The sequence below is a fragment of the Microbacterium salitolerans genome (genome assembly GCF_019720895.1).
Lineage (GTDB): Bacteria > Actinomycetota > Actinomycetes > Actinomycetales > Microbacteriaceae > Microbacterium.
Genome location: NZ_JAHKSH010000002.1, coordinates 97,924 through 121,426 on the forward strand (window position 1 = coordinate 97,924; position 23,503 = coordinate 121,426).

Consider the following 23,503-nt stretch of genomic DNA (forward strand, 5'->3'; position numbering starts at 1 on the left):
GTATGGCCACGTCCGCTTCGTCGCCTCTCCCTCCCCGGCAGGCCGCTCTTCTGAGCGGTTCGCGCACGGGCGAGAAGGGCAACATCATCGTCAAGTGGATCACCTCCACTGACCACAAGACCATCGGGTACATGTACCTGATCGCGTCGCTGATCTTCTTCCTGCTCGGCGGCGTGATGGCGCTGATCATCCGCGCCGAGCTCTTCGCGCCGGGCATGCAGATCATCCCGACCAAGGAGCAGTACAACCAGCTCTTCACGATGCACGGCACCGTGATGCTGCTGATGTTCGCGACGCCGCTCTTCGCGGGCTTCGCCAACGCGCTCCTCCCGCTCCAGATCGGCGCGCCCGACGTCGCATTCCCGCGACTGAATGCCTTCGCGCTGTGGCTGTTCATCTTCGGCTCGCTCATCGCGGTGGCCGGATTCCTCACGCCGCAGGGCGCCGCCTCGTTCGGCTGGTTCGCATATCAGCCGCTCGCGAACGCATCGTTCTCGCCGGGTGTCGGGGGACACCTCTGGATGGTCGGCCTCGGTCTCTCGGGCTTCGGCACGATCTTCGGTGCCGTCAACTTCATCACGACGATCATCACGATGCGCGCGCCGGGCATGACGATGTGGCGCATGCCGATCTTCACGTGGAACACGCTCATCACGAGCCTTCTGATCATCATCGCGTTCCCGGTGCTGGCCGCGGCCATGCTCGCGGCCGCCAGCGACCGCATCTTCGGTTCCCACGTCTACGACCCGCAGAACGGCGGCGTGCTCCTCTGGCAGCACCTGTTCTGGTTCTTCGGCCACCCCGAGGTCTACATCATCGCGCTGCCGTTCTTCGGCATCGTCTCCGAGATCTTCCCGGCATTCAGTCGCAAGCCGATCTTCGGGTACAAGACGCTCGTCTACGCGACGATCGCCATCGCCGCGCTGTCGGTGTCCGTGTGGGCTCACCACATGTATGTCACGGGCGCCGTCCTCCTGCCGTTCTTCGCCCTCATGACGATGCTCATCGCCGTTCCCACGGGTGTGAAGATCTTCAACTGGATCGGCACGATGTGGCGAGGGTCGATCACCTACGAGACACCCATGCTGTTCTCGCTCGGGTTCCTCGTGTCGTTCGTCTTCGGCGGTCTCACGGGCGTCATCCTCTCGGCGCCGCCTCTCGACTTCCACCTCAGCGACTCGTACTTCGTCGTCGCCCACTTCCACTACGTCGTCTTCGGAACGGTCGTCTTCGCGATGTTCGCGGGCTTCTACTTCTGGTGGCCGAAGTGGACGGGCAAGATGCTGAACGAGCGACTCGGCTACGTCCACTTCTGGCTGCTGTTCATCGGCTTCCACATGACGTTCCTCGTGCAGCACTGGCTGGGCGTCGACGGCATGGTCCGGCGCTACGCCGACTGGTCGCCTGACGACGGCTGGGCGTGGGAGAACCAGCTCTCGACGGTGGGCTCGATCGTGCTCGCCTCGTCGATGATCCCGTTCTTCCTCAACGTCTGGATCACGGCCCGCAAGGCGCCCAAGGTGACGTCGAATGATCCGTGGGGGTACGGCGCGTCGCTCGAGTGGGCGACCAGTTGCCCGCCGCCGCGGCACAACTTCACGTCGATTCCGCGCATCCGGTCCGAGCGTCCGGCGTTCGACCTGAACCACCCGGAGTCGCTCGATGACTACGAGCCTGGCAGGACGCCCGAGCCTGCGCTGCAGGGAGAGGCCAAGTAAATGAAGTCTCAGATCGGGATCTGGTGGATCCTCACCGCATTCTTCTTCTTCTGCTTCGCCCTCTACACGGGCTGGAACATCATCGCCCATTGGGAGACGGGTGCCTGGTACGACGGCATCGAGTGGGTCGGATCTGCAGCCCTCCTCTTCACGTTCTTCATGGCCGGGATGATCTCGTTCTTCATCCAGCGGATCCACAAGAGTCAGAAGGGCGTCGAGCTCCCGGAGGACCGCCTCGACGCGGGGATCGACGACGGCGACATGGAACAGGGTGAATTCAGCCCCTGGTCCTGGTGGCCGCTGGTCCTCGCCGCGGGGCCCGCGATCGGCATGATCTCGCTCGCCACCGCGCACTTCCTCATCCCGCTTGCCGCCGCCCTGCTGGTGATCGGCCTCGTGGGTTGGGTGTACGAGTACTACCGCGGCAACTTCGCGCGCTGACGCGTTGCTGACCAGGCCCCGAGCTCACGAAGAGCTCGGGGCCTTTTCGTGTACCGGGCACCTGTCCCGCGAGGGAGCGTTGGTCCCTGTGCACTCCCGCCGGCCACGCGACGCCGCGCAGGGGCCCCGGTGGGATTCGGCGCTGAGACCCGTCGGTCTCGACGCTGGCATCGCGCGCAGGACGGTGGGAGTCGCCCTGCTGTACGCCGCGCGGTCGCCTGGAGCGCGTTCTGCGCGGGACGACGGGAGAACGTCCCTCGGCGGGCGGTAGGGCTGGGGCCGTGCATCGTCGCGCCTCGCGATGAGAGAGAACTGTCGGAACGAGCGCGCGGCGTGCGCCTACGTCGTCAGGTCAGCGGCATACGCGCGCACAGAGCGCTCGTAGCGGGGGAGTGTCGGCGCCAGCGCGTCCAACGCGACGCGGAGCGCTTCCTCGGGGCGACCGGCGCTGTGCAGAGCGAGTGCGAGGAAGGCCGCGGGTGCCGAACCCGTCGATTCGTGCACGGGAGCGTCCTGGAGAAGCGCCAGCGCGTCATCGATGCGTCCGATGTTGCGCAGCGTCGATCCGTACTGCACGGCCAGCTGGGCGGCTCGTGGGGGATCCACTCTCGCGAGGCCCTGGTCGAGCGCGCGCTCGTAGTGCCTGGCTGCGGCGCGCTCATCTCCCGTGCTGTCGTACGCTCCGGCGAGTTCGAAGAATCCGAGCGCTCGGTGCGGGGCCTCTTCGCTCAGCGCCGTCATGCGCTCGACGAGCTCGGCAGGGGAGAGGGAGTCGTCCGCCCACAGCGCGTCGACGCGAGAGTTCCAGTCGGCGAGTGCGGCGTTCGTCATCTGTCGAGTCTACGGTGAGCGTGATGCTCGGGCCGTGGCCTGCGCGGGAGGAGGCGATCGGCGGTGAGATGCGCGTGAGAGCGGTTGCCTCGACCGCGCCTCCGGCGGGAGACGACGAAGCCCCGCTCCTCATGAGAGAGGGCGGGGCGTCGTCGTGGGAGAGAGCGTCAGTGCGTGCTGCCGTCCTCGTTCTTGCCGTCGGTGATGATGTGGCCGTGGCCGTCCTTCAGAGGCGGCTCGCCGAGGTCGGCCAGCGCGTGCTTCTGGTGTTCCAGAGCCGCCTGGTACTCGGCGTTCGACACCGGCTGCAGACGGTCCTCGAAGAACCAGCGCGAAAGCGCTCCGCGGAACTTCTGCGATGCCTTGATGCGACCGTTGTCATCGGGGCGGACCACGAGGGGCTCGTAGGTCTCGTCGGCGACGAGCTTCCACCGCTCGTACTCGTCGACGGGCTTGTGGACCTCCTGATACTCACCACCCGGAAGGCGAACGATGCGACCCGACTCGTATCCGTGCAGGACGATCTCGCGGTCCTTCTTCTGGAGCGCGATGCAGATGCGCTTCGTGATGAAGTACACGGCGACCGTGCCGAGGATGAGCGCGGCCTGCAGGCCGTGGATCACGCCCTCCATCGTGAGGCGGAAGTGCGTCGCGATGAGGTCGGACGATGCTGCTGCCCACAGGACCGCATAGAACCAGACACCGGCGGCGCCGATCGCCGTGCGCGTCGCCGCGGCGCGAGGACGCTGCGCGATGTGGTGCTCGCGCTTGTCGCCCGTGACCCACGCCTCGATGAAGGGGTACACCGCCACGGCGATGATGAACAGGACGAGCACGACGAGCGGGATCAGCACGCCGAGCGGGTAGACGTACCCGAAGATCGTCACGTCCCAGTGCGACGGCGCGAGGCGCAGAGCACCGTCGGCGAAGCCGATGTACCAGTCGGGCTGCGTTCCGGCGGACACCGGAGAGGGGTCGTACGGGCCATAGCCCCAGATCGGGTTGATCTGCACGAGCGACGCGATCAGCACGAGTGCGCCGAACACGATGAAGAAGAATCCGCCCATCTTGGACATGTACACGGGCATCATCGGGTAGCCGACGACGTTGCCGTTCGTGCGGCCGGGGCCGGCGAACTGCGTGTGCTTGTTCACGATCATCAGCATGAGGTGAACGGCGATGAGCGCGATCACCATCAGGGGCAGGATCAGGATGTGCAGCGTGTACAGGCGGCCCACGATGTCCGTCCCGGGGAACTCGCCGCCGAACAGGAGATACGAGGTCCAGGGGCCGATCACGGGAATGCCCTTGACCATGCCGTCGATGATGCGGAGACCGTTGCCCGAGAGCACGTCGTCGGGAAGCGAGTAGCCGGTGAAGCCCTCTGCCATCGCGAGGACGAACAGCAGGAAGCCGACGACCCAGTTGAGCTCGCGCGGCTTGCGGAATGCGCCCGTGAAGAACACGCGGAGCATGTGCACGCCGATGCCGGCGACGAAGGTCAGCGCGGCCCAGTGGTGCAGCTGGCGCACGAGGAGGCCGCCGCGGAGATCGAAGCTGATGTGCAGCGTCGACTCCATCGCCGCGGACATCGCGATGCCGCGCATGGGCTCGTAGGCGCCGTGATAGTGGGTCTCCACCATCGAGGCCTGGAAGAAGAACGTGAGGAACGTTCCCGAGATCAGGACGACGACGAACGACCACAGGGCGATCTCGCCGAGCATGAACGACCAGTGGTCGGGGAAGACCTTGCGGCCGAGGGCCTTGACGAAGCCCGACATGCTCGTGCGCTCGTCGAGGTAGTTCGCGGTCGCGCCGACGAAGCGCCCGCCGAGGGGCGCCTTCTTCTCTTCAGTGGCGGGTGCGGTGGCGGTGCTCAATGCAGCTCCCAGAAGCTCGGGCCGACGGGCTCGGTGAAGTCGCTCTGCGCGATGAGGTATCCCTCGTCATCGACGGTGATCGGCAGCTGCGGCAGGGGACGCGCGGCGGGGCCGAAGACGACCTTCGCCTCGTCCGACACGTCGAACTGCGACTGGTGGCAGGGGCACAGCAGGTGGTGCGTGTGCTGTTCGTACAGGGCGACGGGGCAGCCGACGTGCGTGCAGACCTTCGAGTACGCGACGATGCCGTCGTACGACCAGTCCTTGCGCTCACCGCGCTCGGTGAGCTGCTCGGGGCGCATGCGCACCATGAGCACCATCGCCTTGGCCTTCTCGTCGAGGTAGCCGTTGTTGTGGTCGAGCCCCGCGAGGTTCTCGGGGATGACGTGGAAGGCCGACCCGAGCGTGACATCGCTCGCCTTGATGCGCGTGCCATCGGGATCGCGGGTGAGGTGCTGCCCCTTGTCCCACATCGTCTGCTTGAGCAGTGCGACCGGCTCGCCCTCTCCGTGGGGAGCGAGACCGCGGAACAGCGTGATTCCGGGAAGGAGCGAGGCACCGACGGCGGCGAAGAGCGAGTTGCGGATCATCTTTCGACGACCGAACCCTGACTCTTCATCGGCGGTCCGGAAGGACTCGACGACGGCGGCGCGCGTCTCGTCGGATCCGCGCGTGCTGTGACGCTCCTCGACGTGTTCCTTGTCGCTCATGAGCGACTTGGACCAGTGGATGGCGCCGACGCCGATCGCGAGCAGCGCGAGTGCGATGCCGAGACCGATGAACATGTTGTTGTTGCGGATCGAGGTGAACTCCATGTCCTCGATCGGGAACAGCATGTACGCGGCGACGGCCCAGATGCTCGCGGCCACCGACAGATAGAACAGCGTGTAGACCGTGCGCTCGGCGCGCTTCTCCGCCTGCGGGTCCTTGTCGGTGATGCGCGCGCGGTGCGGGGGGAGACCCGGGTTCTGCACCGGGTCGTCGATCGCGACGGCGAGGCCCGAGGGAGGCTGCTGTGCCTTCTCGACGCCCGTCGAATCGTCGTGTGCCATCGTGCTCCTTGTCACGTCCTCTTCGTTCGCCATGCTCAGTTCGACTTCGCCGTGATCCAGACGGCGGCGGCGATGAGGCCGCCGATGCCGAAGATCCAGATGAAGAGGCCCTCGGAGACGGGGCCGAGCGAACCCAGCGTGAACCCGCCGGGCGCCTGCGCCTCCTGCTGATAGACGAGCGCGGAGATGATGTCGCGCTTGTCTTCCTCGGTGAGGTTCATGTCGCTGAACACCGGCATGTTCTGGGGGCCGGTCACCATGGCCGCGTACATGTGCAGCGCGGAGGTGTCCTGGATGTCGGGCGCGAACTTGCCCTCGGTCAGGGCGCCGCCGGCTGCGGCGACGTTGTGGCACATGGCGCAGTTGATGCGGAACAGCTCGGCTCCGCGCGACACGTCGCCTTCGCCGTCGAGGACGCGCTCAGACGGGAAATCGGGGCCGGGAGCGACCGACTGCACGTACTGCGCCATCGACTGGATCTGCGTGTCGGTGAACTGCACGGGCTTCTGATCGGCCTGCGGGCCCTGCATCTGCATCGGCATGCGGCCGGTGGACACCTGGAACTCGACGGCGAGGGCGCCGACGCCGAACAGCGACGGGCCCGTTTCGGTGCCCTCGAGGTTCAGGCCGTGGCAGGTGGCGCAGTTCGCCTGGAACAGCTTCTCGCCGTCCTCGACGTTCGCGTGCGCCGAGGCGGAGCTCGTCTCGTCCGTCGAGGCGACGGCGGCGGAGGCGCCGGCGTAGAGACCGCCGGTCATCAGGAGGCCGATGCCGATCAGTGCTGCTGCGGCGAGGGGGCTGCGGCGGCCGTTCGCGCGGCGCTGCTTCTTCTCTCGTGCCATAAGGGTGATGTTGCTCCGCTCTTACTGGAGGAAGTAGATGACGATGAACAGCGCGATCCACACGACGTCGACGAAGTGCCAGTAGTACGACACGACGACGGCGGTGGTGGCCTCCTTGTGCGTGAACTTCTTCACGGCGTACACACGACCGAGAGTGAGGAGGAACGCGACGAGACCGCCCGTGACGTGCAGCGCGTGGAAGCCGGTCGTCAGGTAGAACGCGGACCCGTAGGAGTCGCCGCTGAGTGTGACCCCGTGTGCGACGAGCTGCGCGTACTCCCACACCTGGCCGGACACGAAGATCGCGCCGAGCGCGAACGTGATCCAGAACCACGGCACCATGCCCCAGGTCTTCCATCCCGTGCCCTTGACGTTGTAGGGCTGAAGGCGCTCTGCCGCGAACACGCCCATCTGGCACGTGACGGAAGACGCCACGAGGATGATCGTGTTGACGAGAGCGAACGGGATGTTCAGCGCCGCCGTCTGCTCTTCCCAGAGGCCAGCGGAGGTGCTGCGAAGCGTGAAGTAGATGGCGAAGAGGCCCGCGAAGAACATGACTTCGGAGCCGAGCCACACGATCGTTCCGACACTGACGGGGTCGGGTCGCTTCACCGTTCTGGGCGCGGGGGCATACGTAGCTGGGGTCGTCACCCGTCCATTATTGCTGATACCGGCGGGTGATTTTTGCATCTCCGGAGGACGCGGTCGGGCGAGCAGTCTGATGCAGCTCCCGTGAAGGCCCTATGGGAGGTGTGAGAAACGGCTGGTCTGGCCCGCAGAATAGGGTTTCGGAAGCCTGTGCGCCGCGATGTTCCCACGACTTCTACGACGTGTCGAGGAAATCCGAATCCCCTAGCATCGCCGGTATGACGCACCCCACCTGGACCGAGATCCTGACCGCTGTCGTCGCGGGCGACGACCTGACCGTCTCCCAAGCGGAGTGGGCGATGCGCCAGGTCATGCAGGGGGAAGCGTCCGCCGCGCAGCTCGGCGGGCTTCTCACGGCGCTTCGCGCAAAGGGCGAGTCGGTCGAGGAGGTCATCGGGTTCCGCGACGCGATCCTCGAAGCGGCCGTGCCGCTTCCCGTGGATCCGAACGTCCTGGACATCGTCGGAACAGGGGGAGACGGCTACGGCACGGTCAACATCTCGTCGACGGCCTCGATCATCGTGGCGGCGGCGGGGGTTCCCGTCGTCAAGCACGGCAATCGCGCGGTGAGCTCGAAGACGGGGTCGTCGGATGTGCTGAGCGAGCTCGGCATCGACCTGCGCCTCTCGCCGGAGGGCGTCGCACGGGTGCTCGACGAGGCGGGCATCACGTTCGCGTGGGCGGCCGCGTTCCATCCCGGATTCAAACACGCCGCGCCCGTGCGCGCCGAGCTCGGGGTCCCGACGGTCTTCAACTTCCTCGGCCCTCTGGTCAACCCGGCGCGTGCCGAAGCGAACGCCGTGGGTGTCTCGTCGCTCGCGACGGTGCCGATCGTGACGGGAGTCTTCCGCACGCGCGGGGCGACTGCTCTCGTGTTCCGCGGCGAGGACGGGCTCGACGAGCTCACGACGACCGGATACAGCCGGATCTGGCAGATCTCGAATGGCGATATGCACGAGTTCGACATCCACCCGCGCGACCTCGGCATGAAGACCTCCTCGATCGACGACCTCATCGGGGGCACGCCCGTCGAGAACGCGGCGACGCTCCGGCGCACGCTCGCGGGGGATTCGGGCCCCGTGCGCGACATCGTGCTGCTGAATGCGGCAGCGGGCATCGTGGCATTCCGGCTCTCGCAGGATCCGTCGCAGGCGAATCGCAACATGATCCAGCGACTGATCGAGGCGCGCGACGAAGCGGCGGCGGTGGTCGACGACGGACGCGCGGCCGCGAAGCTCGATGCATGGGTGCAGGCTTCGGCGCGAGCCGGCGCCGCGTGATGGGGCGCCCAGGCCCGTGTCCGACGCGACACGTACGATGAAGGAAGACCACAACGGGGGAGAATCACATGGAATGGCTTGTACCGCTTCTGATCGTCGTCGCGGTCATCGTGATCGCGGGAATCTACCTCTGGGCGACCTACAACTCGCTCGTCTCGCTCGGCACGCGAGTCGATGAGGCATGGAGTGGCATCGATGTGCAGCTCAAGCGCCGCGCCGATCTGATTCCGAACCTGATCGAGACGGTCAAGGGCTACGCCGGGCACGAGAAGGCGGTGTTCGAGAATGTCACGCGCGCTCGCGCGGAGACGCTCCAGGCAGACGGGCCGGCACAGGCCGGCGTCGCCGAGAACCACATGCAGCAGGCGCTCAAGAGCATCTTCGCCGTCGCCGAGGCGTACCCCGCGCTCCAGGCGAGCCAGAACTATCTGCAGCTGCAGAACTCACTCGTCGACACCGAGGACAAGATCCAGGCGTCGCGTCGCTTCTACAACGGTGGCGTGCGAGAGCTGAATATCAAGATCAAGCAGTTCCCGAACAATCTCTTCGCCCGCGGTCTCGGCTTCACCGAGCGCGAGTTCTTCGAGGTCGAAGACGCCGCCGCGATCAAGCAGCCGCCGCGCGTGCAGTTCTGACGCCCAGGCGTCGTCACGGTCGCCGCCGTCGGGGAATAGACTCGCTGAGATGAGCGAGGAACCCCGGCGGCGGCGCCGACTGTTCGGGCGCATGCCGCCGCCCCGACCTGCGCCGCGACAGCAGGATCCGATCGTCGAGTCGGTGCCGCCTGCATTGAGAATCGCCGCGGCCTACGGGTGGCGGCTGCTCATCCTCGCCGCGGTCGTGGCGGTGATGGTGTGGCTGATCATCGAGTTCAAGCTCGTCGTCGTCCCTGTCCTCGTCGCGATTCTGCTCACGGCCCTGCTGTGGCCGTTCTTCGCGTGGATGCTGAGCCACCGCGTGCCCCGACCGCTGGCCATTGTGATCTCGCTCGTCGGGACCATCGCGATCGTGACCGGGCTGATCTGGCTCGTCGTCTGGCAGGTCTCGGAGCAGGCCGCCCTCGTGCGGGAGCGCGCCGGGGAGCGCTGGGCCGAGCTGCAGGACTGGCTCCTCGGCACAGGCGTCCTCCCGGAGGAGCAGGTCAGTGACATGCTCGCCTTCGCGTCCGACTTCCTGCGCGACGAGAGCGACTTCCTCGTGAGCGGCGCGCTCTCCGTCGGATCCACCGTCGGGCACGTCGGCGCGGGCGCGCTGCTGGCCTTCTTCACGCTCATCTGTCTGCTCGCGTCCGGGGAGGAGATCTGGGGCTGGACGTCCCGGCTGTTCCCGGCGCGCGCCCGCGTCGCCGTCGACCGGGCCGCTCGAAACGGGTGGGCCACGCTCATCAACTACGCGCGCACGCAGATCTTCGTCGCGTCGATCGACGGCATCGGCATCGGCGTCGGTGCGGCTCTGCTCGGCGTTCCCCTGGCGATTCCGATCGGCGTGACCGTCTTCCTGGCCGCCTTCGTGCCGTTCGTCGGCGCGATCGTGTCCGGGGCGCTCGCCGTGCTCATCGCCCTCGCCTACAACGGGCCGTGGATCGCGCTCGCGATGCTCGCCGTCGTGCTGGTGGTGCAGCAGGTCGAGAGCCATGTCCTCCAGCCGGTCGTCATGGGTGCGGCGGTCAAGGTGCATCCGCTGGCGGTCGTGCTCGTCGTGATGGCGGGGTCCATGGCCGGTGGGATCGCCGGCGCGCTCTTCGCGGTGCCGCTGGCGGCCTTCGTGAATGTCGTGGCCGTGACGCTGTCAACCGGATCCTGGCGCACCGGAGATCTGCCCGAGAACGACCTGCTGTGGAGAACCGAGCCCCGAACCATCGGGCGCGGAGAAGAGGAAGAGGAGACGACATGACGCGAGGCGACGTGCCCGAGCTGAGCGAGTTCGAGGAGGCCGCCCGCGGCCTCGAGCCGGTTCTCGAGCGCACTCCGATTCAGGCCTCGCAGCATCTCAGCGACGTCCTGGGCGCCGAGGTGGTGCTGAAGCTCGAGAATCTCCAGCGAACGGGATCCTTCAAAGTCCGTGGCGCGACGCATCGCCTCTCGCGTCTCACGGAGGCCGAACGCCAGCGCGGCGTCGTCGCGGCCTCTGCGGGCAACCACGCGCAGGGCGTCGCTCTGGCCGCCCAGCAGCTCGGGATCCCCGCGACGATCTACATGCCGCTGGGCGTCCCGGTGCCGAAGCTGCTCGCGACGCGCGGGTACGGCGCTGAGGTGGTTCTCGAGGGGGCGGCGGTCGACGTCGGACTCCGGCTCGCGGCGGAGCACGCGGAGCGCGAGGGCGCCGTGCTCATCCATCCGTTCGACCACCGCGACATCGTCGTCGGGCAGGGGACGCTCGGGCTCGAACTGTACGAGCAGGTCCCGGATGTCGAGACGATCGTCATGGGGATCGGCGGGGGCGGTCTCATCGCCGGCGTCGCGGCGGCCGCGAAGGCGAAGGCGCGCGCGGAGGGCCGAGAGATCCGCATCATCGGCGTGCAGGCTGAGAACTCGGCCGCATACCCCGTGTCGCTCGAGGCCGGCGAGCCCGTCACGATCACCACGCAGGCGACGATCGCCGATGGGATCCACGTCTCCCGACCGGGCGACGTGCCGTTCGCGATCATCCGCGAGCTCGTGGACGAGGTCGTCACGGTGAGCGACGACGACATCGCCCGTGCGATCCTGTCGCTGCTCGAGCGTGCGAAGCAGGTCGTGGAGCCCGCCGGATCCGTCGGCGTGGCGGCGATCCTGGCCGGGAAGATCCGCGCGCAGGGCAAGACAGCCGTGATCCTCTCGGGGGGAAACATCGACCCGCTCCTCTTGCAGCGCGTGGTCGCACACGGCCTCGCGGCAGCGGGGCGGTACATGACGATCCGCATCCCGCTTCCCGACCGCCCCGGTCAGCTCGTGCAGGTCTCCGAGCTGCTTTCGCAGGCGGGAGCGAACGTCATCGAGGTGCTGCACACGCGCCATGGGCAGGGCATGCAGATCAGCGAGGTCGTGCTGCAGATCTCGGTCGAGACGCGCGGCGAGGAGCATCGGGCGCTCGTCCTCGAGGCGCTTCGCGGCGGCGGCTTCGCTCCCGAGATCCTGCTCGACTGAGCATCCGCGACATGCGAAAGGCCCCGCCTCGGCGGGGCCTTTCGCATGTCGTCCGTCAGCCGGTGAAGGTCTCGACCTTGACGATCTGGACGGGGATGTCCTTGCCGTTCGGCGCCTGGTACGAGCCCTCGTCGCCTTCCTTCATGCCGATGATCGAGGATCCGAGGGGGCTCTGCTCGCTGTAGACGTCGAGCTCGGTCCCACCGGCGATCTCGCGGCTGCCGAGGAGGAACTTCTCCTCGTCGCCGAGGATGAGGGCGGTGATGACCGTGCCGGGGCGCACGGTCCCGTCGGCCTCGGGTGCCTCGCTGATCTGCGCGTCCTTGAGCATGCCCGCGAGCTGGCGGATGCGCGCCTCCTGCTTGCCCTGCTCGTCCTTGGCGGCGTGGTATCCGCCGTTCTCCTTGAGGTCACCCTCCTCGCGGGCCGCCTCGATGCGCTTCGCGATCTCTTCGCGGCCCACCGTCGAGAGGTGCTCGAGCTCGGCAGCAAGCCGGTCGTAGGCCTCCTGGGTGAGGAAGGGCACGGTCTCGTTCGACACGATGGATTCTCCTTATGCAGACCGGTTCAGCCGATGATTGCGTATCCGAGAGAATCTACCGGAGCGAGCAGGAGTTCACGAAACCGGTCGTCGCCTCGGCCAGGGTCGGGACCTGTTCGGTGTAGTCCTTCGAGACGGATCCCGCAGGCGGCAGCTCGACGACCTTCCACCCGACGATTCCGAAGCTCTCGTCCTGCGCCTCGATGATGCAGACGACGGGCGCATCGCCCGTCGAGGTGATGCGGAACGACACCGACACGGTGCTGTCGCTCGCGACCTCGAAACCGAGGTCGTCCACGTCGACGCTCTTGGCGTTCGCGACGAGCACGGTCCACACGAGCCAGCCGATGACGACGGCGGCGACGGCGGCGATCGCGATCCACGCGATGCGGGTCGATCGGCGCGACGTGCGGCCGTAGCGATCGTCGAGCTGCTCTCTCGTCGTCACGAGCACCTCTCAGGCGGGGGAGGAATAGGGTGGACCAGTTCCAGGTTAACCGTCGCCATCTCAGGAGCAGGTCGATGCACGTCTTCTCACAGTTCGTCTTCACCGGCCTCGGCGAGACCCCGGTCCCGTCTCCCACCGTCGACCCCGACTCGGTGACGCCGGGCCCTGCGGGCTTCCTCGTCGTCGCGCTGCTCGTCGTCGCGGTCATCCTCCTCGTGCTCGACATGCTGCGCCGCGTGCGTCGCACGCGGTACCGAGCCGAGGTGCAGGAGATGCTCGATCAGGAGGAGCGGGAGCAGGCGGAAGCGGACGAGACATCCGCTGCGGAGGACCGGCCCGACGACGAGGATCCGGGCGCTACGCCCCCGCGTTGAACGCCGGGTCGAGCGCGATCAGGAGCGCGCCCGTCCAGTGGCATAGGAACGCGAGAACCGTGCACACGTGGAAGATCTCGTGGAATCCGAAGTGGTTCGGCCACGGGTTCGGTCGCTTCATGGCGTACACGACGGCGCCGACCGAGTAGAGCAGCCCGCCGACGATGACGAGGATCATCATGGCCGGGCTCGCGGCGAAAAGGTCGGGCATGTACATGACGGCGGCCCAGCCGAGCGCCAGGTAGAGCGCGACATACAGCCAGCGGGGCGCGCCGATCCAGAGCACGCGGAAGAGGATCCCGATCACGGTGCCGCCCCACACGGCGACGAGCAGGATGACCCCCTTCTCGGGGGGAAGGGCGAGGACGGCGATCGGCGTGTAGGTGCCGGCGATGAGCAGCAGGATGTTGGCGTGGTCGATGCGCTTCAGCACGCTCTTGGCCTTCGGCCCCCAGTGGAACCGGTGGTACACGGCCGAGTTGCCGAACAGGAGCAGCGACGACGTCATGAACACGGCGCATGCCCACTTCGCGGCGGGGCCCTCGGCAAGGGAGATGAGGACGATGCCGGCGATGAGAGCGACGGGAGCCGTCCCGGCGTGGATCCATCCGCGCCATGACGGCTTGAAGTCCTCAGCCAGCGGTGCATCGGCCTCGAGCAGCGGGAGGTGTGGCATCTGAGAGCCGTCGTCGGGCATGTTCGCGGGCGTCTCATGCGAGGTCATCTCGCGAGCGTACGCCCGCGCGTATGCCGCGCGCGACACATGCGGGAACACGGCCGGCGCGTCCGCGCGGTATCGTCGTGAGGTGGTCACCAGCTCGCGCTCGAATGAGGGAACGGGTCCCCTCTATCGTCTGTACGCGTCGCGCCTGCGTCATCAGATCGACGCCGAGCGCGTCCCGCACCACGTCGCGATGATGATCGACGGCAATCGCCGTTGGGCGCGGCAGCTCGGGTTCGAGACTCCAGCCCACGGGCATCGTGCGGGCGCGGCGAAGATGGTCGAGTTCCTCGGCTGGTGCGACGAGCTCGGCGTCGACGTCGTCACGCTCTACCTGCTCTCGAACGACAACGTGGTCAAGCGCGACACCGCCGAGCTGCACGACCTGATCGAGATCATCGCCGGCCTCGCCGGGCGCCTGTCGCGCCGCGGGGACTGGCGCGTGCAGCACGTGGGCCGATCCGACAATCTCCCCGACTACCTCCTCGGCGCTCTCCGCGACGCTGAGGAGCGCACGCGGGAGAACACCGGACTCCACGTCAACCTCGCTGTGGGGTACGGCGGCCGATACGAGATCGTCGACGCCGTGCGCAAGATCATTCAGAAGCACGACGAGCAGGGCGGATCTCTCGAAGAGCTCGCCGGCAGTCTCACCCCCGAGGTCATCGGGGAGCACCTCTATACGGGCGGACAGCGGGATCCGGATCTCGTCATCCGCACGTCCGGCGAACAGCGCCTCAGCGACTTCCTCCTGTGGCAGAGCGCGCACAGCGAGTTCTACTTCGTCGAGGCGCTCGGGCCCGACCTGCGCGAAGTGGATTTCCTGCGCGCGATCCGCGATTACGGATCCCGCGACCGTCGTTTCGGCAAGTGACCGGAGCCACGTGAACGGCGTGTGAAATCCGCTCGCACCCCTTCCCGAATCACACCGATGTGATTTACCTTCGACGCATCGGGCAGAGCGCCCGTTCGAGTCGGCCTCACGGATCGCGACTCGTGGCCCACAGGTCGACTCGTGATACCGGGCGACAGCCCGGCTGAGGGGAGTGGGCCGTGACCGCAGCCACCGACAAGGCCACCCGCAGGAGCGCCGCAGAGCCGACCGACATCGCAGACGATCAGGACCTGCGCACCTACGTGCTCGACACCTCCGTGCTTCTGAGCGATCCGCGGGCGCTGTTCCGTTTCGCCGAGCATTCGGTCGTCATCCCGGTCGTCGTCGTGTCCGAGCTGGAAGGCAAGCGCCACGACCCCGAGATCGGGTACTTCGCGCGCCAGGCGCTGCGATACCTCGATGAGATGCGGATCGAGCACGGCCGACTGGACTTCCCTGTTCCGACGGAAGACGGCGGTACGGTGCGCGTCGAGCTCAACAACTCCGACCAGAGCGTGCTGCCGAGCGGCATGCGGCAGGGCGACAACGACTCGCGGATCCTCGCGGTCGCGGCGCACCTCGCGAACGACAGCCAGCCCGTCACGATCGTGTCGAAGGACATGCCGATGCGTGTGAAGGCGGCGTCGCTCGGGCTGACGGCCGAGGAGTACCTCGCCGAGCAGGCCGTCGACTCGGGGTGGACGGGCATCTCGTCGCTGGCGGTGTCGGGAGACGACATGGCGGATCTGTACGAGTCCGAGGTCGCGATGCACGAGGACGCCCGGGGTCTGCCGACCAACACGGGGCTCGTGATCCAGTCGGAGCGCGGGGCGGCTCTGGGACGGGTCACCGGTGCCGACGGCGAGTTCCGTCTCGTGCGCGGCGACCGTGACGTCTTCGGACTTCACGGGCGATCCGCGGAGCAGCGGTTCGCGATCGATCTTCTGCTCGATCCCGAGGTCGGGATCGTGTCGCTCGGAGGGCGAGCGGGAACGGGGAAGTCGGCGCTCGCGCTCTGCGCTGGCCTCGAGGCCGTCCTCGAGCGACAGCATCAGAAGCGGATCATCGTCTTCCGCCCGCTGTTCGCCGTCGGCGGGCAGGAGCTCGGCTACCTCCCCGGCGATCAGGGGGAGAAGATGAACCCCTGGGGCCAGGCCGTCTACGACACGCTCGGATCCGTGGTCTCGGAGAATGCGCTCAACGAGATCATGGAGCGGGGTCTGCTCGAGGTTCTGCCGCTCACCCACATCCGCGGTCGCTCCCTGCACGACGCGTTCGTGATCGTCGACGAGGCGCAGTCGCTCGAGCGGAATGTGCTGCTCACCGTGCTCAGCCGGATCGGCCAGAACTCGAAGGTGGTGCTCACCCATGACGTGCAGCAGCGCGACAACCTCCGGGTCGGTCGGCACGACGGCGTCGCGAGCGTGATCGAGACACTGAAGGGCCAGAAGCTCTTCGGTCACGTCACGCTGACTCGCTCCGAGCGCTCCGAGATCGCCGCGCTCGTGACGAGCCTGCTGGAAGGTGACGAGCTCAGCTGAGCTGCGGACGGCCGGAACGCACGAGGTCACCGATCCCAGGCAGCGGAGGGGCGCATGGCGAGATGCCATGCGCCCCTCCGCTATCGAGTCGGCTCAGCCCGGATGCGTCATCGACAGCAGGTCGAGCTTCTCGTCGAGCTGCTGCTCGGTGAGCTCGCCGCGCTCGACGTAGCCGAGGTCGATGACGGCCTCGCGCACCGTGATGCCCTTGGCCACCGAGTGCTTCGCGATCTTCGCCGCCGCCTCGTAGCCGATGAGCTTGTTGAGCGGCGTCACGATCGAGGGGCTCATGCCCGCGAGTGCGGTGACCCGCTCGTGATTGACCTCGAGACCGTCGATCGTCTTGTCGGCGAGCACACGGCTCGCGTTCGCGAGAAGCCGGATCGACTCCAGCAGCGCCGTCCCCATGACGGGGATCGCGACATTGAGCTCGAATGCGCCGGACGCGCCGCCGTAGGTGATGGTCGCGTCGTTGCCGATGACGCGGGCGCACACCATGAGCGTCGCCTCGGGGATGACCGGATTGACCTTGCCGGGCATGATCGATGAGCCCGGCTGCAGGTCGGGAAGACGCAGCTCGCCGAGGCCCGTGTTGGGACCCGAGCCCATCCACCGGAGATCGTTGTTGATCTTGGTCAGCGAGACCGCGATCGTGCGCAGCGCACCCGAGGCCTCGACGAGCCCGTCGCGGTTGGCCTGCGCCTCGAAGTGGTCGACGGCCTCGGTCAGCGGCAGACCCGTCTCAGCGACGAGGTTCGCGATGACCTTCTGCGGGAAGCCCTTGGGTGTGTTGATGCCGGTTCCCGTGGCAGTGCCGCCCTGCGGAACCTCGGCGACGCGTGGGAGCGCCGCCTCGACGCGCTCGATGCCGAGTCGCATCTGGCGCGCGTATCCGCCGAACTCCTGGCCGAGCGTGACGGGCGTCGCATCCATGAGGTGGGTGCGGCCGGGCTTGACGACGTCCTTCCACGCCGAAGCCTTCTTCTCGAACGCCTGTGCGAGGTGATCGAGAGCCGGGACGAGGTCGGTGATGAGCGCCTCGGTCGCGGCGACGTGCACGGACGTCGGGAAGACGTCGTTGGACGACTGCGACGCGTTGACGTGGTCGTTCGGGTGCACCTCGGCGCCCAGCTTCTCGGTCGCGAGCGAGGAGAGCACCTCGTTCATGTTCATGTTCGACGACGTGCCGGATCCGGTCTGGTACGTGTCGACGGGGAACTGCGCGTCGTACTCGCCCGTGACGACCTGATCGGCCGCCCACGCGATGGCATCCGCGATGTCGCCGTCGAGCGTGCCGAGGTCCTTGTTCGCGAGCGCGGCCGCCTTCTTGATGCGCGCGAGCGCGGCGATGTGGCGCGACTCGAGACCCTGTCCCGAGATCGGGAAGTTCTGCACAGCGCGCTGCGTCTGAGCGCGATACAGCGCGTCCTTGGGAACGCGCACCTCGCCCATCGTGTCGTTTTCGATCCGGTACTCGGTCTCGGTCACTTGTTCGTCCTTCGGTTATGTGGTCGCGGAGTCTTCCGCGACTCCCAGCACGACGTCGGGCACGGCAGTGCCCTCAGCCAGTCGGTAGTTCGCTCCCACGACGCCCAGGCGACCGCTCGCAACGGCGTCGCTGATGAGCTCGGAGGAGTGCAGGATCGACGTGATCGTATCGCGCAGGTGCAGCTGCCCGACACGCCATGAACTGATGTCGGCGTCGTCCTCGCCCCGTGCGACCTGCTCCTGTCGCGCGCGGCGAACGGCCGGGACGATGGGGGAGACCTGACGCCAGATCGCCGGGGCGAGGAGCGGCGCGTCCGCGTGGATGCTCTCGATCGCGGCGCTCACGGCACCGCATTCGTCGTGGCCGAGCACGACGATCAGGGGCACCTGGAGCACGTCGACCGCGTACTCGAGAGACCCCATGATCGACTCGCCCGTGACCTGACCGGCGTTGCGCACGACGAAGAGGTCGCCGAGCCCCATGTCGAAGATGATCTCGGCGGAGAGTCGCGAGTCGCTGCAGCCGAAGAGCGCGGCCGTCGGGGTCTGCGCTGCGGCGATCTCGTGGCGACGCTGGACGTCCTGATGAGGGTGCTGCGGCGAGCCGGAGACGAAGCGAGCATTGCCGTCGAGCATGCGCTGCCAGGCTGCGGCGGGGGTCACCAGTTCTGTCACGGTGAGGTCTCCTCTGTGAGTGCGGTTACGTCGTCGGTCACGGCCTCGGCGACGACAGCTGCCGTCTCGGCGTCCATCTGGCCGTAGATCAGAAGATGGTCGGCGCCGGCCTGCGTCCCGAGCGCGTATGAGATGTTGCCGGCCTGCTCGGCGTCGTCGATCTCGTACTCCGACCACTCGATGCCGTCGATGGTGACGGTGCCGGTCGGAGCGGATCCGCGCAGCATCTGGGACGCCCAGGCGGTGTCGCCATCGAAGGCCTGCGCGAATCGTGCGTACGAACGCGAAGCGCCGGGGATCGAGTTGTAGTTGATTGACCAGACCGTGGGATTGCCGGCCTCGACTTCGGCCACGTTGATCTTCCAGCCGTTGGGCGTAGCGGGAACGATCACGCGGCGCTCGAACTGCGTCGACGTCTGCTCGGCAATGGCGGCCGCGTCGATCGACGGACGTTCCTCGAGCTCGCCGCGGGGCACGCCGAAGTAGACGACCGCGACGATCGCGAGGCTCACCGCCAGGGCGATGATGAGATTGCGGAAGGACTGGCTCTGGCGGTAGCGCCGTGAGTTCTCGGCTTTGCGCGCCGCCTCTTCCTCTGGGGTCTCCGGCCGGCCGAGATGCGCGGCGATGCGGGGTTCGCGCGCCATCAGTCGTCGGCCTCGGCGGCGTCCGCTGCGGCACGCGCCTCATCGAGGCGGCGCTTGGCGCCGAGGAGCCAATCCTCGCAACGAGCGGCGAGCGCCTCTCCGCGCTCCCACAGCGCGAGGGAGTGCTCAAGCGTGGGTGCGCCCTGCTCGAGCTCGGACACGACGCGGACGAGTTCGTCGCGCGCCTGCTCGAACGACAGCGAGGAGACGTCGGGGGTCTGGTCGGTCATCGTGCCCATCCTACTTTTCGGTCGAGGGCGTTGCCGACGAGACATCGCCCTGGGAGATCGCGGCGATCGCGCCCTTGTCGAGCGTGACGGTGAGGGCGGTGCCCTCGGGAGCGCTCGACGCATGGCGGAGGATCGCACCGTCGGCCGTCTGCGTGATGGCATAGCCGCGCGCGAGGGTTGCGGCAGGTGAGAGCGCGCGCAGCGACGCGCGCAGCTCTCCGGCGCGGCGCTCTGCGCGATCGACGAGCCGAGTCGTGAGGTCGCGGCCGCGCGAGAGCGACAGGAAGACCTCTTGCTCGCGGTTGCGCAGCATCGCGTCGGGGTCGCGCAGAGCGGGACGGGAGCGCATCTGCTCGAGCTGCTGGATGCCGTGCTGGACCTGCTGCTGCAGCCGCATCGTGAGGCGCGAGCGAAGCTGATCGACCAGCGCGCGCTGCTCGCCGACATCGGGAACGACGCGCTTCGCCGCATCGGTCGGAGTCGATGCGCGCAGATCGGCGACGTCGTCGAGAAGGGGGCGGTCGTTCTCATGGCCGATCGCGCTGACGGTCGGCGTCTGCGCCGCCGCGACCGCGCGGACGAGGCGCTCGTCGCTGAAGCCGAGGAGCGTCTGCGGATCGCCACCGCCGCGCGCGATGATGATGACGTCGATCTCAGGATCGGCATCGAGCAGTTCGAGCGCCTGCAGGATCTCGGGGACGCTGCGTTCGCCCTGCACCGTCGCGTGGATCGTTCGGAACCGCACCTGCGGCCACCGCAGCTGCGCATTGCGCAGCACGTCTTTCTCGGCGTCGGATTCTGCGCCGGTGATGAGCCCGATCCGGTCGGGCAGGAACGGCAGCGTCTTCTTGCGCGAGGCGTCGAACAGCCCCTCGCCCTGCAGCTGGCGGCGCAGGCGCTCGAGGCGTTCGAGCTGCGCGCCCAGCCCGACGTGCTTCATCGTCGTGACCTGGAACGAGAAGGATCCGCGTTTGACGAAGTAGTCGGCCTTGAGGCACGCGACGACATGATCGCCGACCTGGAACTCGTCGGTCAGGCGCCGGAGCACGGACGACCAGATCTGCAGATTGACCTGCGCATCGGAGCGGAGATCCTTCAGGCCGCCGAACACGTTGGCGCCGCGGCGGTTCCACTGGGTGATCTCGCCCTCGACCCACACCGCGCCCCACGTGTCGATCGACGCCTTGATCGTCTGATTGAGGCGGGCGATCGACGTGGGCTGATCGGGTCCCGAGTCGCGAGGAGAGACGGCATCGCTCGGGGGCGCCTCGCCGGGGACCTGCTGCGGCTCGAAACTCGTCACACACTCAGGTTATGCGGGAGGTCTGACAAGCGAAGCCACGTAGTCTGGGGGCATGAGCGCAACCGCCGTCTCGCTGCCCATTCCCCGCCTCCCCGTCAGGCGCGAACGACTGCAGGATCTGCCCGTCGCGGGCGACAAGAAGATCCTGCTCGCGGCGCCGCGCGGGTACTGCGCCGGCGTCGACCGCGCCGTCATCACGGTCGAGAAGGCCCTCGAGCGCTACGGCGCGCCCGTCTACGTGCGCAAGCAGATCGTGCACAACATCCACGTGGTGCGCGAGCTCGAGGCGAAGGGCGTCATCTTCGTCGAGGAGGTCGACGAGGTCCCCGAGGGTGCGCATGTCGTGTTCAGCGCCCACGGCGTCTCGCCCCAGGTCGTCAGCGACGCGAGCGAGCGCGGCCTGCAGGCGATCGACGCGACCTGTCCTCTCGTGACGAAGGTGCACCGCGAGGCCGTCCGCTTCGCCCGCGACGACTATCAGATCCTGCTCGTCGGACACGAGGGGCACGAGGAGGTCGAAGGCACCGCAGGCGAGGCACCCGAGCACGTGACGATCGTCAACAGCCCCGAAGAAGCCGACATGGTCGAGGTCGAGGACCCCTCGAAGCTCGTGTGGCTGTCGCAGACGACGCTCTCGGTCGACGAGACGATGGAGACAGTCGACCGCCTGCGCGCGCGCTTTCCCGAGCTGAACGATCCGCCGTCGGACGACATCTGCTACGCGACGCAGAACCGGCAGGTCGCGATCAAGAAGGTCGCGCGCGGCACCGATCTCGTGATCGTCGTCGGATCCGCGAACTCGTCGAATAGTGTGCGCCTCGTCGAGGTCGCTCTGCAGTACGGCGCGAAGGCCGCCTATCGGATCGACTACCCCGACGAGGTGCGCCAGGAGTGGCTCGAGGGCGTGCGCACGATCGGCATCACGAGCGGCGCGAGCGTTCCCGACGTCCTCGTCCACGAGCTCATGCGGGAGCTGGCGCAGGCCGGCTACTCAGATGTCGAGGAGGTGCGCACGGCGGAGGAGGACCTCATCTTCTCGCTGCCGAAGGAGCTCCGCGGCGACCGCCCGCGCGGGGGACGAGGGGAGCCGGCGTGACCGACGGATCCGCGCCCGACCGTCCCCGGCCGCAGTACGGGCAGTACGCAACTCCTGACGAGCAGCGTGCGCGTGGCGGGCAGACGGTCGAGCCGGTGGAGCCGATCGACCCCGCGCTCATCCCTCAGGACACACCGATCGAGGTGGCGCCGCCTCGTGCGTCCGGGCCTCGCCTGGCCGATCGCATCGTCACGATCGCGCTGCTCGCCTATGGGCTGTTCAACACGCTCAGCGCGATCCCGATGTTCACGGACCCGACGGCGCTCCTCGACATCATGGGCGTCGACGCTGAGGTTGCCGACTACGCGGGGCAGCGCACGGCCGGTGTCGTGGCGATCGCCGTCATGATCCTCGGATGGCTGGCGACCACATGGCTGGTGTGGCGGCGCGGCTCCGCAGGGAAGTCGATGTGGTGGATCGCGCTCCTTGCAGGCATCGTGTTCAATACGATCGCCAGCCTCATGATCGCGATCCCGCTGGTGCAGGATCCGAACGTCTTCGAGGCGCTCATGCAGATGCAGGGCATCGCGCCGTAGCGCCCGGAAACCCCACGCACGGCGACTGTCCACGGCGAGAACGACGAACGCCCCGCGGGATCCGCGGGGCGTTCGTCGTGCGCAGGAGATGGTCAGGCGCTGATCGACTTGCCGTGGGAGCCGAGCTCCCGCGTCGCCTCGACGACGCGCGTCGCCATGTCGGACTCGGCGACCTTGCCCCAGGCGCGGGGGTCGTACTTCTTCTTGTTGCCGACCTCGCCGTCGACCTTGAGGACGCCGGCGTAGTTGTCGAACATGTATCCGGCGATCGAGCGCGTGAACGCGTACTGAGTGTCGGTGTCGATGTTCATCTTGATGACGCCGTTCGCGACGGCCGTCGCGATCTCCTCGGACGTCGATCCCGATCCGCCGTGGAAGACGAGGTCGAGCGGCTTCTCGCCGGTGCCGAACTTCTCGGCGATTCCCTGCTGGATCTCGCCCAGCAGTTCGGGGCGCAGCTTGACGCCGCCCGGCTTGTAGACGCCGTGGACGTTGCCGAACGTGAGGGCCGAGATGTACTTGCCCTTCTCGCCGAGGCCGAGCGCCTCGACAGCCTTCGTCACGTCGCCGACGGTGGTGTAGAGCGCCTCGTTCGAGCCCTCGTGGGTGACGCCGTCCTCTTCGCCGCCGACGACGCCGACCTCGATCTCGAGGATCGACCCGATCGCGTGGGTGCGCGGGAGCAGCTCCTTCGCGATCTCGATGTTCTCGTCGAGAGGGACCGCGGATCCGTCCCACATGTGCGAGTTGAAGATCGGCTCGCCGCCGGCCTTCACCTGCTCCTCGCTGGCGTCGAGGAGGGGAAGGAGGAAGCCGTCGAGCGCATCCTTCGGGCAGTGGTCGGTGTGAACGGCCACGGTGATGGGGTAGCTCTTGGCGACCTGGCGCACGTACTGCGCCATCGCGATGGCACCCGTCGCGCGGGCCTTCACCGTGTGGCCGGCGAAGTAGTCGGCGCCGCCTGTCGTGACCTGGATGATGCCGTCGGAGCCGGCTTCCGTCAGGCCCTGGAGGACAGCGTTGATGGTCTGAGAGCTCGACACATTGATCGCGGGGAAGGCGAATCCGCCTTCTTTGGCGCGGGTGAGCATCTCGGCGTACTGATCCGGGGTTGCGACCGGCATGACACGGCTCCTTCGAGTCGAGGGATGAGAGCACTTTCAGCCTAGGGCGTGTGCGACGGACGCGGTACATGCGACGCGGTTGCCGCGG

The 23,503-nt window shown here is 67.5% G+C and carries 25 protein-coding genes; 11 read left to right on the forward strand and 14 right to left on the reverse strand.

Annotated elements, in window-relative coordinates; genetic code table 11:
* The first annotated feature begins 2 nt into the window (after nt 1-2).
* Both ctaD and ctaF read left to right on the forward strand, forming a co-directional pair.
* On the forward strand, nt 3-1,718 hold the full coding sequence (gene ctaD, locus KOL93_RS03615) for an aa3-type cytochrome oxidase subunit I (RefSeq protein WP_221583969.1): 1,716 nt from the start codon (nt 3-5) through the stop codon (nt 1,716-1,718).
* Nucleotides 1,719-2,159 carry an aa3-type cytochrome oxidase subunit IV gene (ctaF, locus tag KOL93_RS03620; RefSeq protein WP_221583970.1) on the forward strand — a complete coding sequence of 147 codons (441 nt, stop codon included), beginning with the start codon at nt 1,719-1,721 and terminating at the stop codon, nt 2,157-2,159. It begins immediately after the preceding gene.
* Nucleotides 2,160-2,498: 339 nt separating this feature from the next.
* On the opposite strand, the gene KOL93_RS03625 is transcribed toward ctaF, so the two are convergent.
* The 5 genes from KOL93_RS03625 to ctaE form a co-directional block, all read right to left on the reverse strand.
* Nucleotides 2,499-2,990: a tetratricopeptide repeat protein gene (locus KOL93_RS03625; protein ID WP_221583971.1), complete on the reverse strand. Its 492-nt coding sequence runs from the start codon at nt 2,988-2,990 to the stop codon at nt 2,499-2,501.
* Nucleotides 2,991-3,157: 167 nt separating this feature from the next.
* Nucleotides 3,158-4,870, reverse strand: coding sequence for a cytochrome bc1 complex cytochrome b subunit (gene qcrB / locus KOL93_RS03630; RefSeq protein WP_260405920.1), 1,713 nt, complete (start codon nt 4,868-4,870; stop codon nt 3,158-3,160).
* Entirely contained in the window at nt 4,867-5,922 is a 1,056-nt protein-coding gene (gene qcrA, locus KOL93_RS03635; protein ID WP_221583972.1) for a cytochrome bc1 complex Rieske iron-sulfur subunit, read from the reverse strand. Before qcrA ends, qcrB begins: the two co-directional genes overlap by 4 nt.
* Nucleotides 5,923-5,957: 35 nt before the next feature.
* Nucleotides 5,958-6,764, reverse strand: a complete 807-nt coding sequence (gene qcrC, locus KOL93_RS03640; RefSeq protein ID WP_221583973.1) for a cytochrome bc1 complex diheme cytochrome c subunit — start codon at nt 6,762-6,764, stop codon at nt 5,958-5,960.
* A 21-nt stretch (nt 6,765-6,785) separates the two neighbouring features.
* Entirely contained in the window at nt 6,786-7,454 is a 669-nt protein-coding gene (ctaE, locus tag KOL93_RS03645; RefSeq protein WP_221583974.1) for an aa3-type cytochrome oxidase subunit III, read from the reverse strand.
* Between the two features lie 176 nt (nt 7,455-7,630).
* Here ctaE and trpD point away from each other — a divergent pair, with 176 nt between their 5' ends.
* The 4 genes from trpD to ilvA all read left to right on the forward strand — a co-directional run bounded on the left by trpD (nt 7,631) and on the right by ilvA (nt 11,817).
* On the forward strand, nt 7,631-8,692 hold the full coding sequence (gene trpD / locus KOL93_RS03650) for an anthranilate phosphoribosyltransferase (RefSeq protein ID WP_221583975.1): 1,062 nt from the start codon (nt 7,631-7,633) through the stop codon (nt 8,690-8,692).
* A gap of 68 nt (nt 8,693-8,760) precedes the next feature.
* On the forward strand, nt 8,761-9,327 hold the full coding sequence (locus KOL93_RS03655) for a LemA family protein (RefSeq protein ID WP_221583976.1): 567 nt from the start codon (nt 8,761-8,763) through the stop codon (nt 9,325-9,327).
* A gap of 49 nt (nt 9,328-9,376) precedes the next feature.
* Nucleotides 9,377-10,585, forward strand: a complete 1,209-nt coding sequence (locus tag KOL93_RS03660) for an AI-2E family transporter (protein ID WP_221583977.1) — start codon at nt 9,377-9,379, stop codon at nt 10,583-10,585.
* Complete coding sequence (gene ilvA, locus KOL93_RS03665) at nt 10,582-11,817, forward strand: threonine ammonia-lyase (RefSeq protein ID WP_221583978.1); 1,236 nt, start codon at nt 10,582-10,584, stop codon at nt 11,815-11,817. Before KOL93_RS03660 ends, ilvA begins: the two co-directional genes overlap by 4 nt.
* 55 nt (nt 11,818-11,872) lie before the next feature.
* Here the strand turns inward: ilvA and greA are convergent, their stop codons facing one another.
* Both greA and KOL93_RS03675 read right to left on the reverse strand, forming a co-directional pair.
* Complete coding sequence (gene greA, locus KOL93_RS03670) at nt 11,873-12,358, reverse strand: transcription elongation factor GreA (protein ID WP_221583979.1); 486 nt, start codon at nt 12,356-12,358, stop codon at nt 11,873-11,875.
* A gap of 55 nt (nt 12,359-12,413) precedes the next feature.
* The gene (locus KOL93_RS03675) at nt 12,414-12,806 is read right to left on the reverse strand and encodes a DUF4307 domain-containing protein (RefSeq protein WP_221583980.1); all 393 of its coding nucleotides are present in this window, start codon (nt 12,804-12,806) and stop codon (nt 12,414-12,416) included.
* A gap of 74 nt (nt 12,807-12,880) precedes the next feature.
* Between KOL93_RS03675 and KOL93_RS03680 the strand changes: the two genes are divergently transcribed.
* On the forward strand, nt 12,881-13,180 hold the full coding sequence (locus tag KOL93_RS03680) for a hypothetical protein (RefSeq protein WP_221583981.1): 300 nt from the start codon (nt 12,881-12,883) through the stop codon (nt 13,178-13,180).
* Here the strand turns inward: KOL93_RS03680 and trhA are convergent.
* Nucleotides 13,164-13,856, reverse strand: a complete 693-nt coding sequence (gene trhA / locus KOL93_RS03685; RefSeq protein WP_221584498.1) for a PAQR family membrane homeostasis protein TrhA — start codon at nt 13,854-13,856, stop codon at nt 13,164-13,166. The two genes, KOL93_RS03680 and trhA, sit on opposite strands and share 17 nt — an antisense overlap.
* A gap of 130 nt (nt 13,857-13,986) precedes the next feature.
* Between trhA and KOL93_RS03690 the strand changes: the two genes are divergently transcribed.
* Nucleotides 13,987-14,775 (forward strand): isoprenyl transferase, encoded by a 789-nt coding sequence (locus tag KOL93_RS03690; protein WP_308291530.1) that lies wholly within the window; start codon nt 13,987-13,989, stop codon nt 14,773-14,775.
* Nucleotides 14,776-14,954: 179 nt separating this feature from the next.
* Nucleotides 14,955-16,316, forward strand: coding sequence for a PhoH family protein (locus KOL93_RS03695; protein WP_221583983.1), 1,362 nt, complete (start codon nt 14,955-14,957; stop codon nt 16,314-16,316).
* Between the two features lie 93 nt (nt 16,317-16,409).
* Here KOL93_RS03695 and KOL93_RS03700 read toward each other — a convergent pair whose 3' ends face one another.
* The 5 genes from KOL93_RS03700 to xseA are packed head-to-tail and all read right to left on the reverse strand — an operon-like array spanning nt 16,410 to nt 20,659.
* The gene (locus KOL93_RS03700; RefSeq protein WP_221583984.1) at nt 16,410-17,804 is read right to left on the reverse strand and encodes a class II fumarate hydratase; all 1,395 of its coding nucleotides are present in this window, start codon (nt 17,802-17,804) and stop codon (nt 16,410-16,412) included.
* A gap of 15 nt (nt 17,805-17,819) precedes the next feature.
* Nucleotides 17,820-18,440 (reverse strand): carbonic anhydrase, encoded by a 621-nt coding sequence (locus KOL93_RS03705; protein WP_221584499.1) that lies wholly within the window; start codon nt 18,438-18,440, stop codon nt 17,820-17,822.
* A gap of 35 nt (nt 18,441-18,475) precedes the next feature.
* On the reverse strand, nt 18,476-19,126 hold the full coding sequence (locus KOL93_RS03710; protein WP_221583985.1) for a DUF4245 family protein: 651 nt from the start codon (nt 19,124-19,126) through the stop codon (nt 18,476-18,478).
* The gene (locus KOL93_RS03715) at nt 19,126-19,356 is read right to left on the reverse strand and encodes an exodeoxyribonuclease VII small subunit (protein ID WP_221583986.1); all 231 of its coding nucleotides are present in this window, start codon (nt 19,354-19,356) and stop codon (nt 19,126-19,128) included. The genes KOL93_RS03710 and KOL93_RS03715 overlap by 1 nt, the downstream gene beginning before the upstream one ends.
* A 10-nt stretch (nt 19,357-19,366) precedes the next feature.
* Complete coding sequence (gene xseA, locus KOL93_RS03720; protein ID WP_221583987.1) at nt 19,367-20,659, reverse strand: exodeoxyribonuclease VII large subunit; 1,293 nt, start codon at nt 20,657-20,659, stop codon at nt 19,367-19,369.
* 52 nt (nt 20,660-20,711) lie between these two features.
* On the opposite strand from xseA, the gene KOL93_RS03725 reads away from it, so the two are divergent.
* Nucleotides 20,712-21,755, forward strand: a complete 1,044-nt coding sequence (locus KOL93_RS03725) for a 4-hydroxy-3-methylbut-2-enyl diphosphate reductase (protein ID WP_221583988.1) — start codon at nt 20,712-20,714, stop codon at nt 21,753-21,755.
* Nucleotides 21,752-22,291, forward strand: coding sequence for a DUF6264 family protein (locus tag KOL93_RS03730; RefSeq protein ID WP_221583989.1), 540 nt, complete (start codon nt 21,752-21,754; stop codon nt 22,289-22,291). The genes KOL93_RS03725 and KOL93_RS03730 overlap by 4 nt, the downstream gene beginning before the upstream one ends.
* A 92-nt stretch (nt 22,292-22,383) precedes the next feature.
* Here KOL93_RS03730 and fbaA read toward each other — a convergent pair whose 3' ends face one another.
* Nucleotides 22,384-23,415, reverse strand: coding sequence for a class II fructose-bisphosphate aldolase (gene fbaA / locus KOL93_RS03735; protein WP_221583990.1), 1,032 nt, complete (start codon nt 23,413-23,415; stop codon nt 22,384-22,386).
* Nucleotides 23,416-23,503 lie beyond the last annotated feature (88 nt).

Bases quoted from the DNA above. Each gene is read 5' to 3' on its own strand.
- qcrA (WP_221583972.1), bottom strand. From the start codon at position 5,922: ATGGCACACGACGATTCGACGGGCGTCGAGAAGGCACAGCAGCCTCCC.
- ilvA (WP_221583978.1), top strand. From the start codon at position 10,582: ATGACGCGAGGCGACGTGCCCGAGCTGAGCGAGTTCGAGGAGGCCGCC.
- ctaE (WP_221583974.1), bottom strand. From the start codon at position 7,454: ATGCAAAAATCACCCGCCGGTATCAGCAATAATGGACGGGTGACGACC.
- KOL93_RS03705 (WP_221584499.1), bottom strand. From the start codon at position 18,440: ATGCTCGACGGCAATGCTCGCTTCGTCTCCGGCTCGCCGCAGCACCCT.
- qcrC (WP_221583973.1), bottom strand. From the start codon at position 6,764: ATGGCACGAGAGAAGAAGCAGCGCCGCGCGAACGGCCGCCGCAGCCCC.
- KOL93_RS03625 (WP_221583971.1), bottom strand. From the start codon at position 2,990: ATGACGAACGCCGCACTCGCCGACTGGAACTCTCGCGTCGACGCGCTG.
- KOL93_RS03655 (WP_221583976.1), top strand. From the start codon at position 8,761: ATGGAATGGCTTGTACCGCTTCTGATCGTCGTCGCGGTCATCGTGATC.
- KOL93_RS03715 (WP_221583986.1), bottom strand. From the start codon at position 19,356: ATGACCGACCAGACCCCCGACGTCTCCTCGCTGTCGTTCGAGCAGGCG.
- ctaD (WP_221583969.1), top strand. From the start codon at position 3: ATGGCCACGTCCGCTTCGTCGCCTCTCCCTCCCCGGCAGGCCGCTCTT.
- KOL93_RS03710 (WP_221583985.1), bottom strand. From the start codon at position 19,126: ATGGCGCGCGAACCCCGCATCGCCGCGCATCTCGGCCGGCCGGAGACC.
- KOL93_RS03660 (WP_221583977.1), top strand. From the start codon at position 9,377: ATGAGCGAGGAACCCCGGCGGCGGCGCCGACTGTTCGGGCGCATGCCG.
- KOL93_RS03680 (WP_221583981.1), top strand. From the start codon at position 12,881: ATGCACGTCTTCTCACAGTTCGTCTTCACCGGCCTCGGCGAGACCCCG.
- ctaF (WP_221583970.1), top strand. From the start codon at position 1,719: ATGAAGTCTCAGATCGGGATCTGGTGGATCCTCACCGCATTCTTCTTC.
- trpD (WP_221583975.1), top strand. From the start codon at position 7,631: ATGACGCACCCCACCTGGACCGAGATCCTGACCGCTGTCGTCGCGGGC.
- trhA (WP_221584498.1), bottom strand. From the start codon at position 13,856: ATGCCACACCTCCCGCTGCTCGAGGCCGATGCACCGCTGGCTGAGGAC.
- KOL93_RS03725 (WP_221583988.1), top strand. From the start codon at position 20,712: ATGAGCGCAACCGCCGTCTCGCTGCCCATTCCCCGCCTCCCCGTCAGG.
- fbaA (WP_221583990.1), bottom strand. From the start codon at position 23,415: ATGCCGGTCGCAACCCCGGATCAGTACGCCGAGATGCTCACCCGCGCC.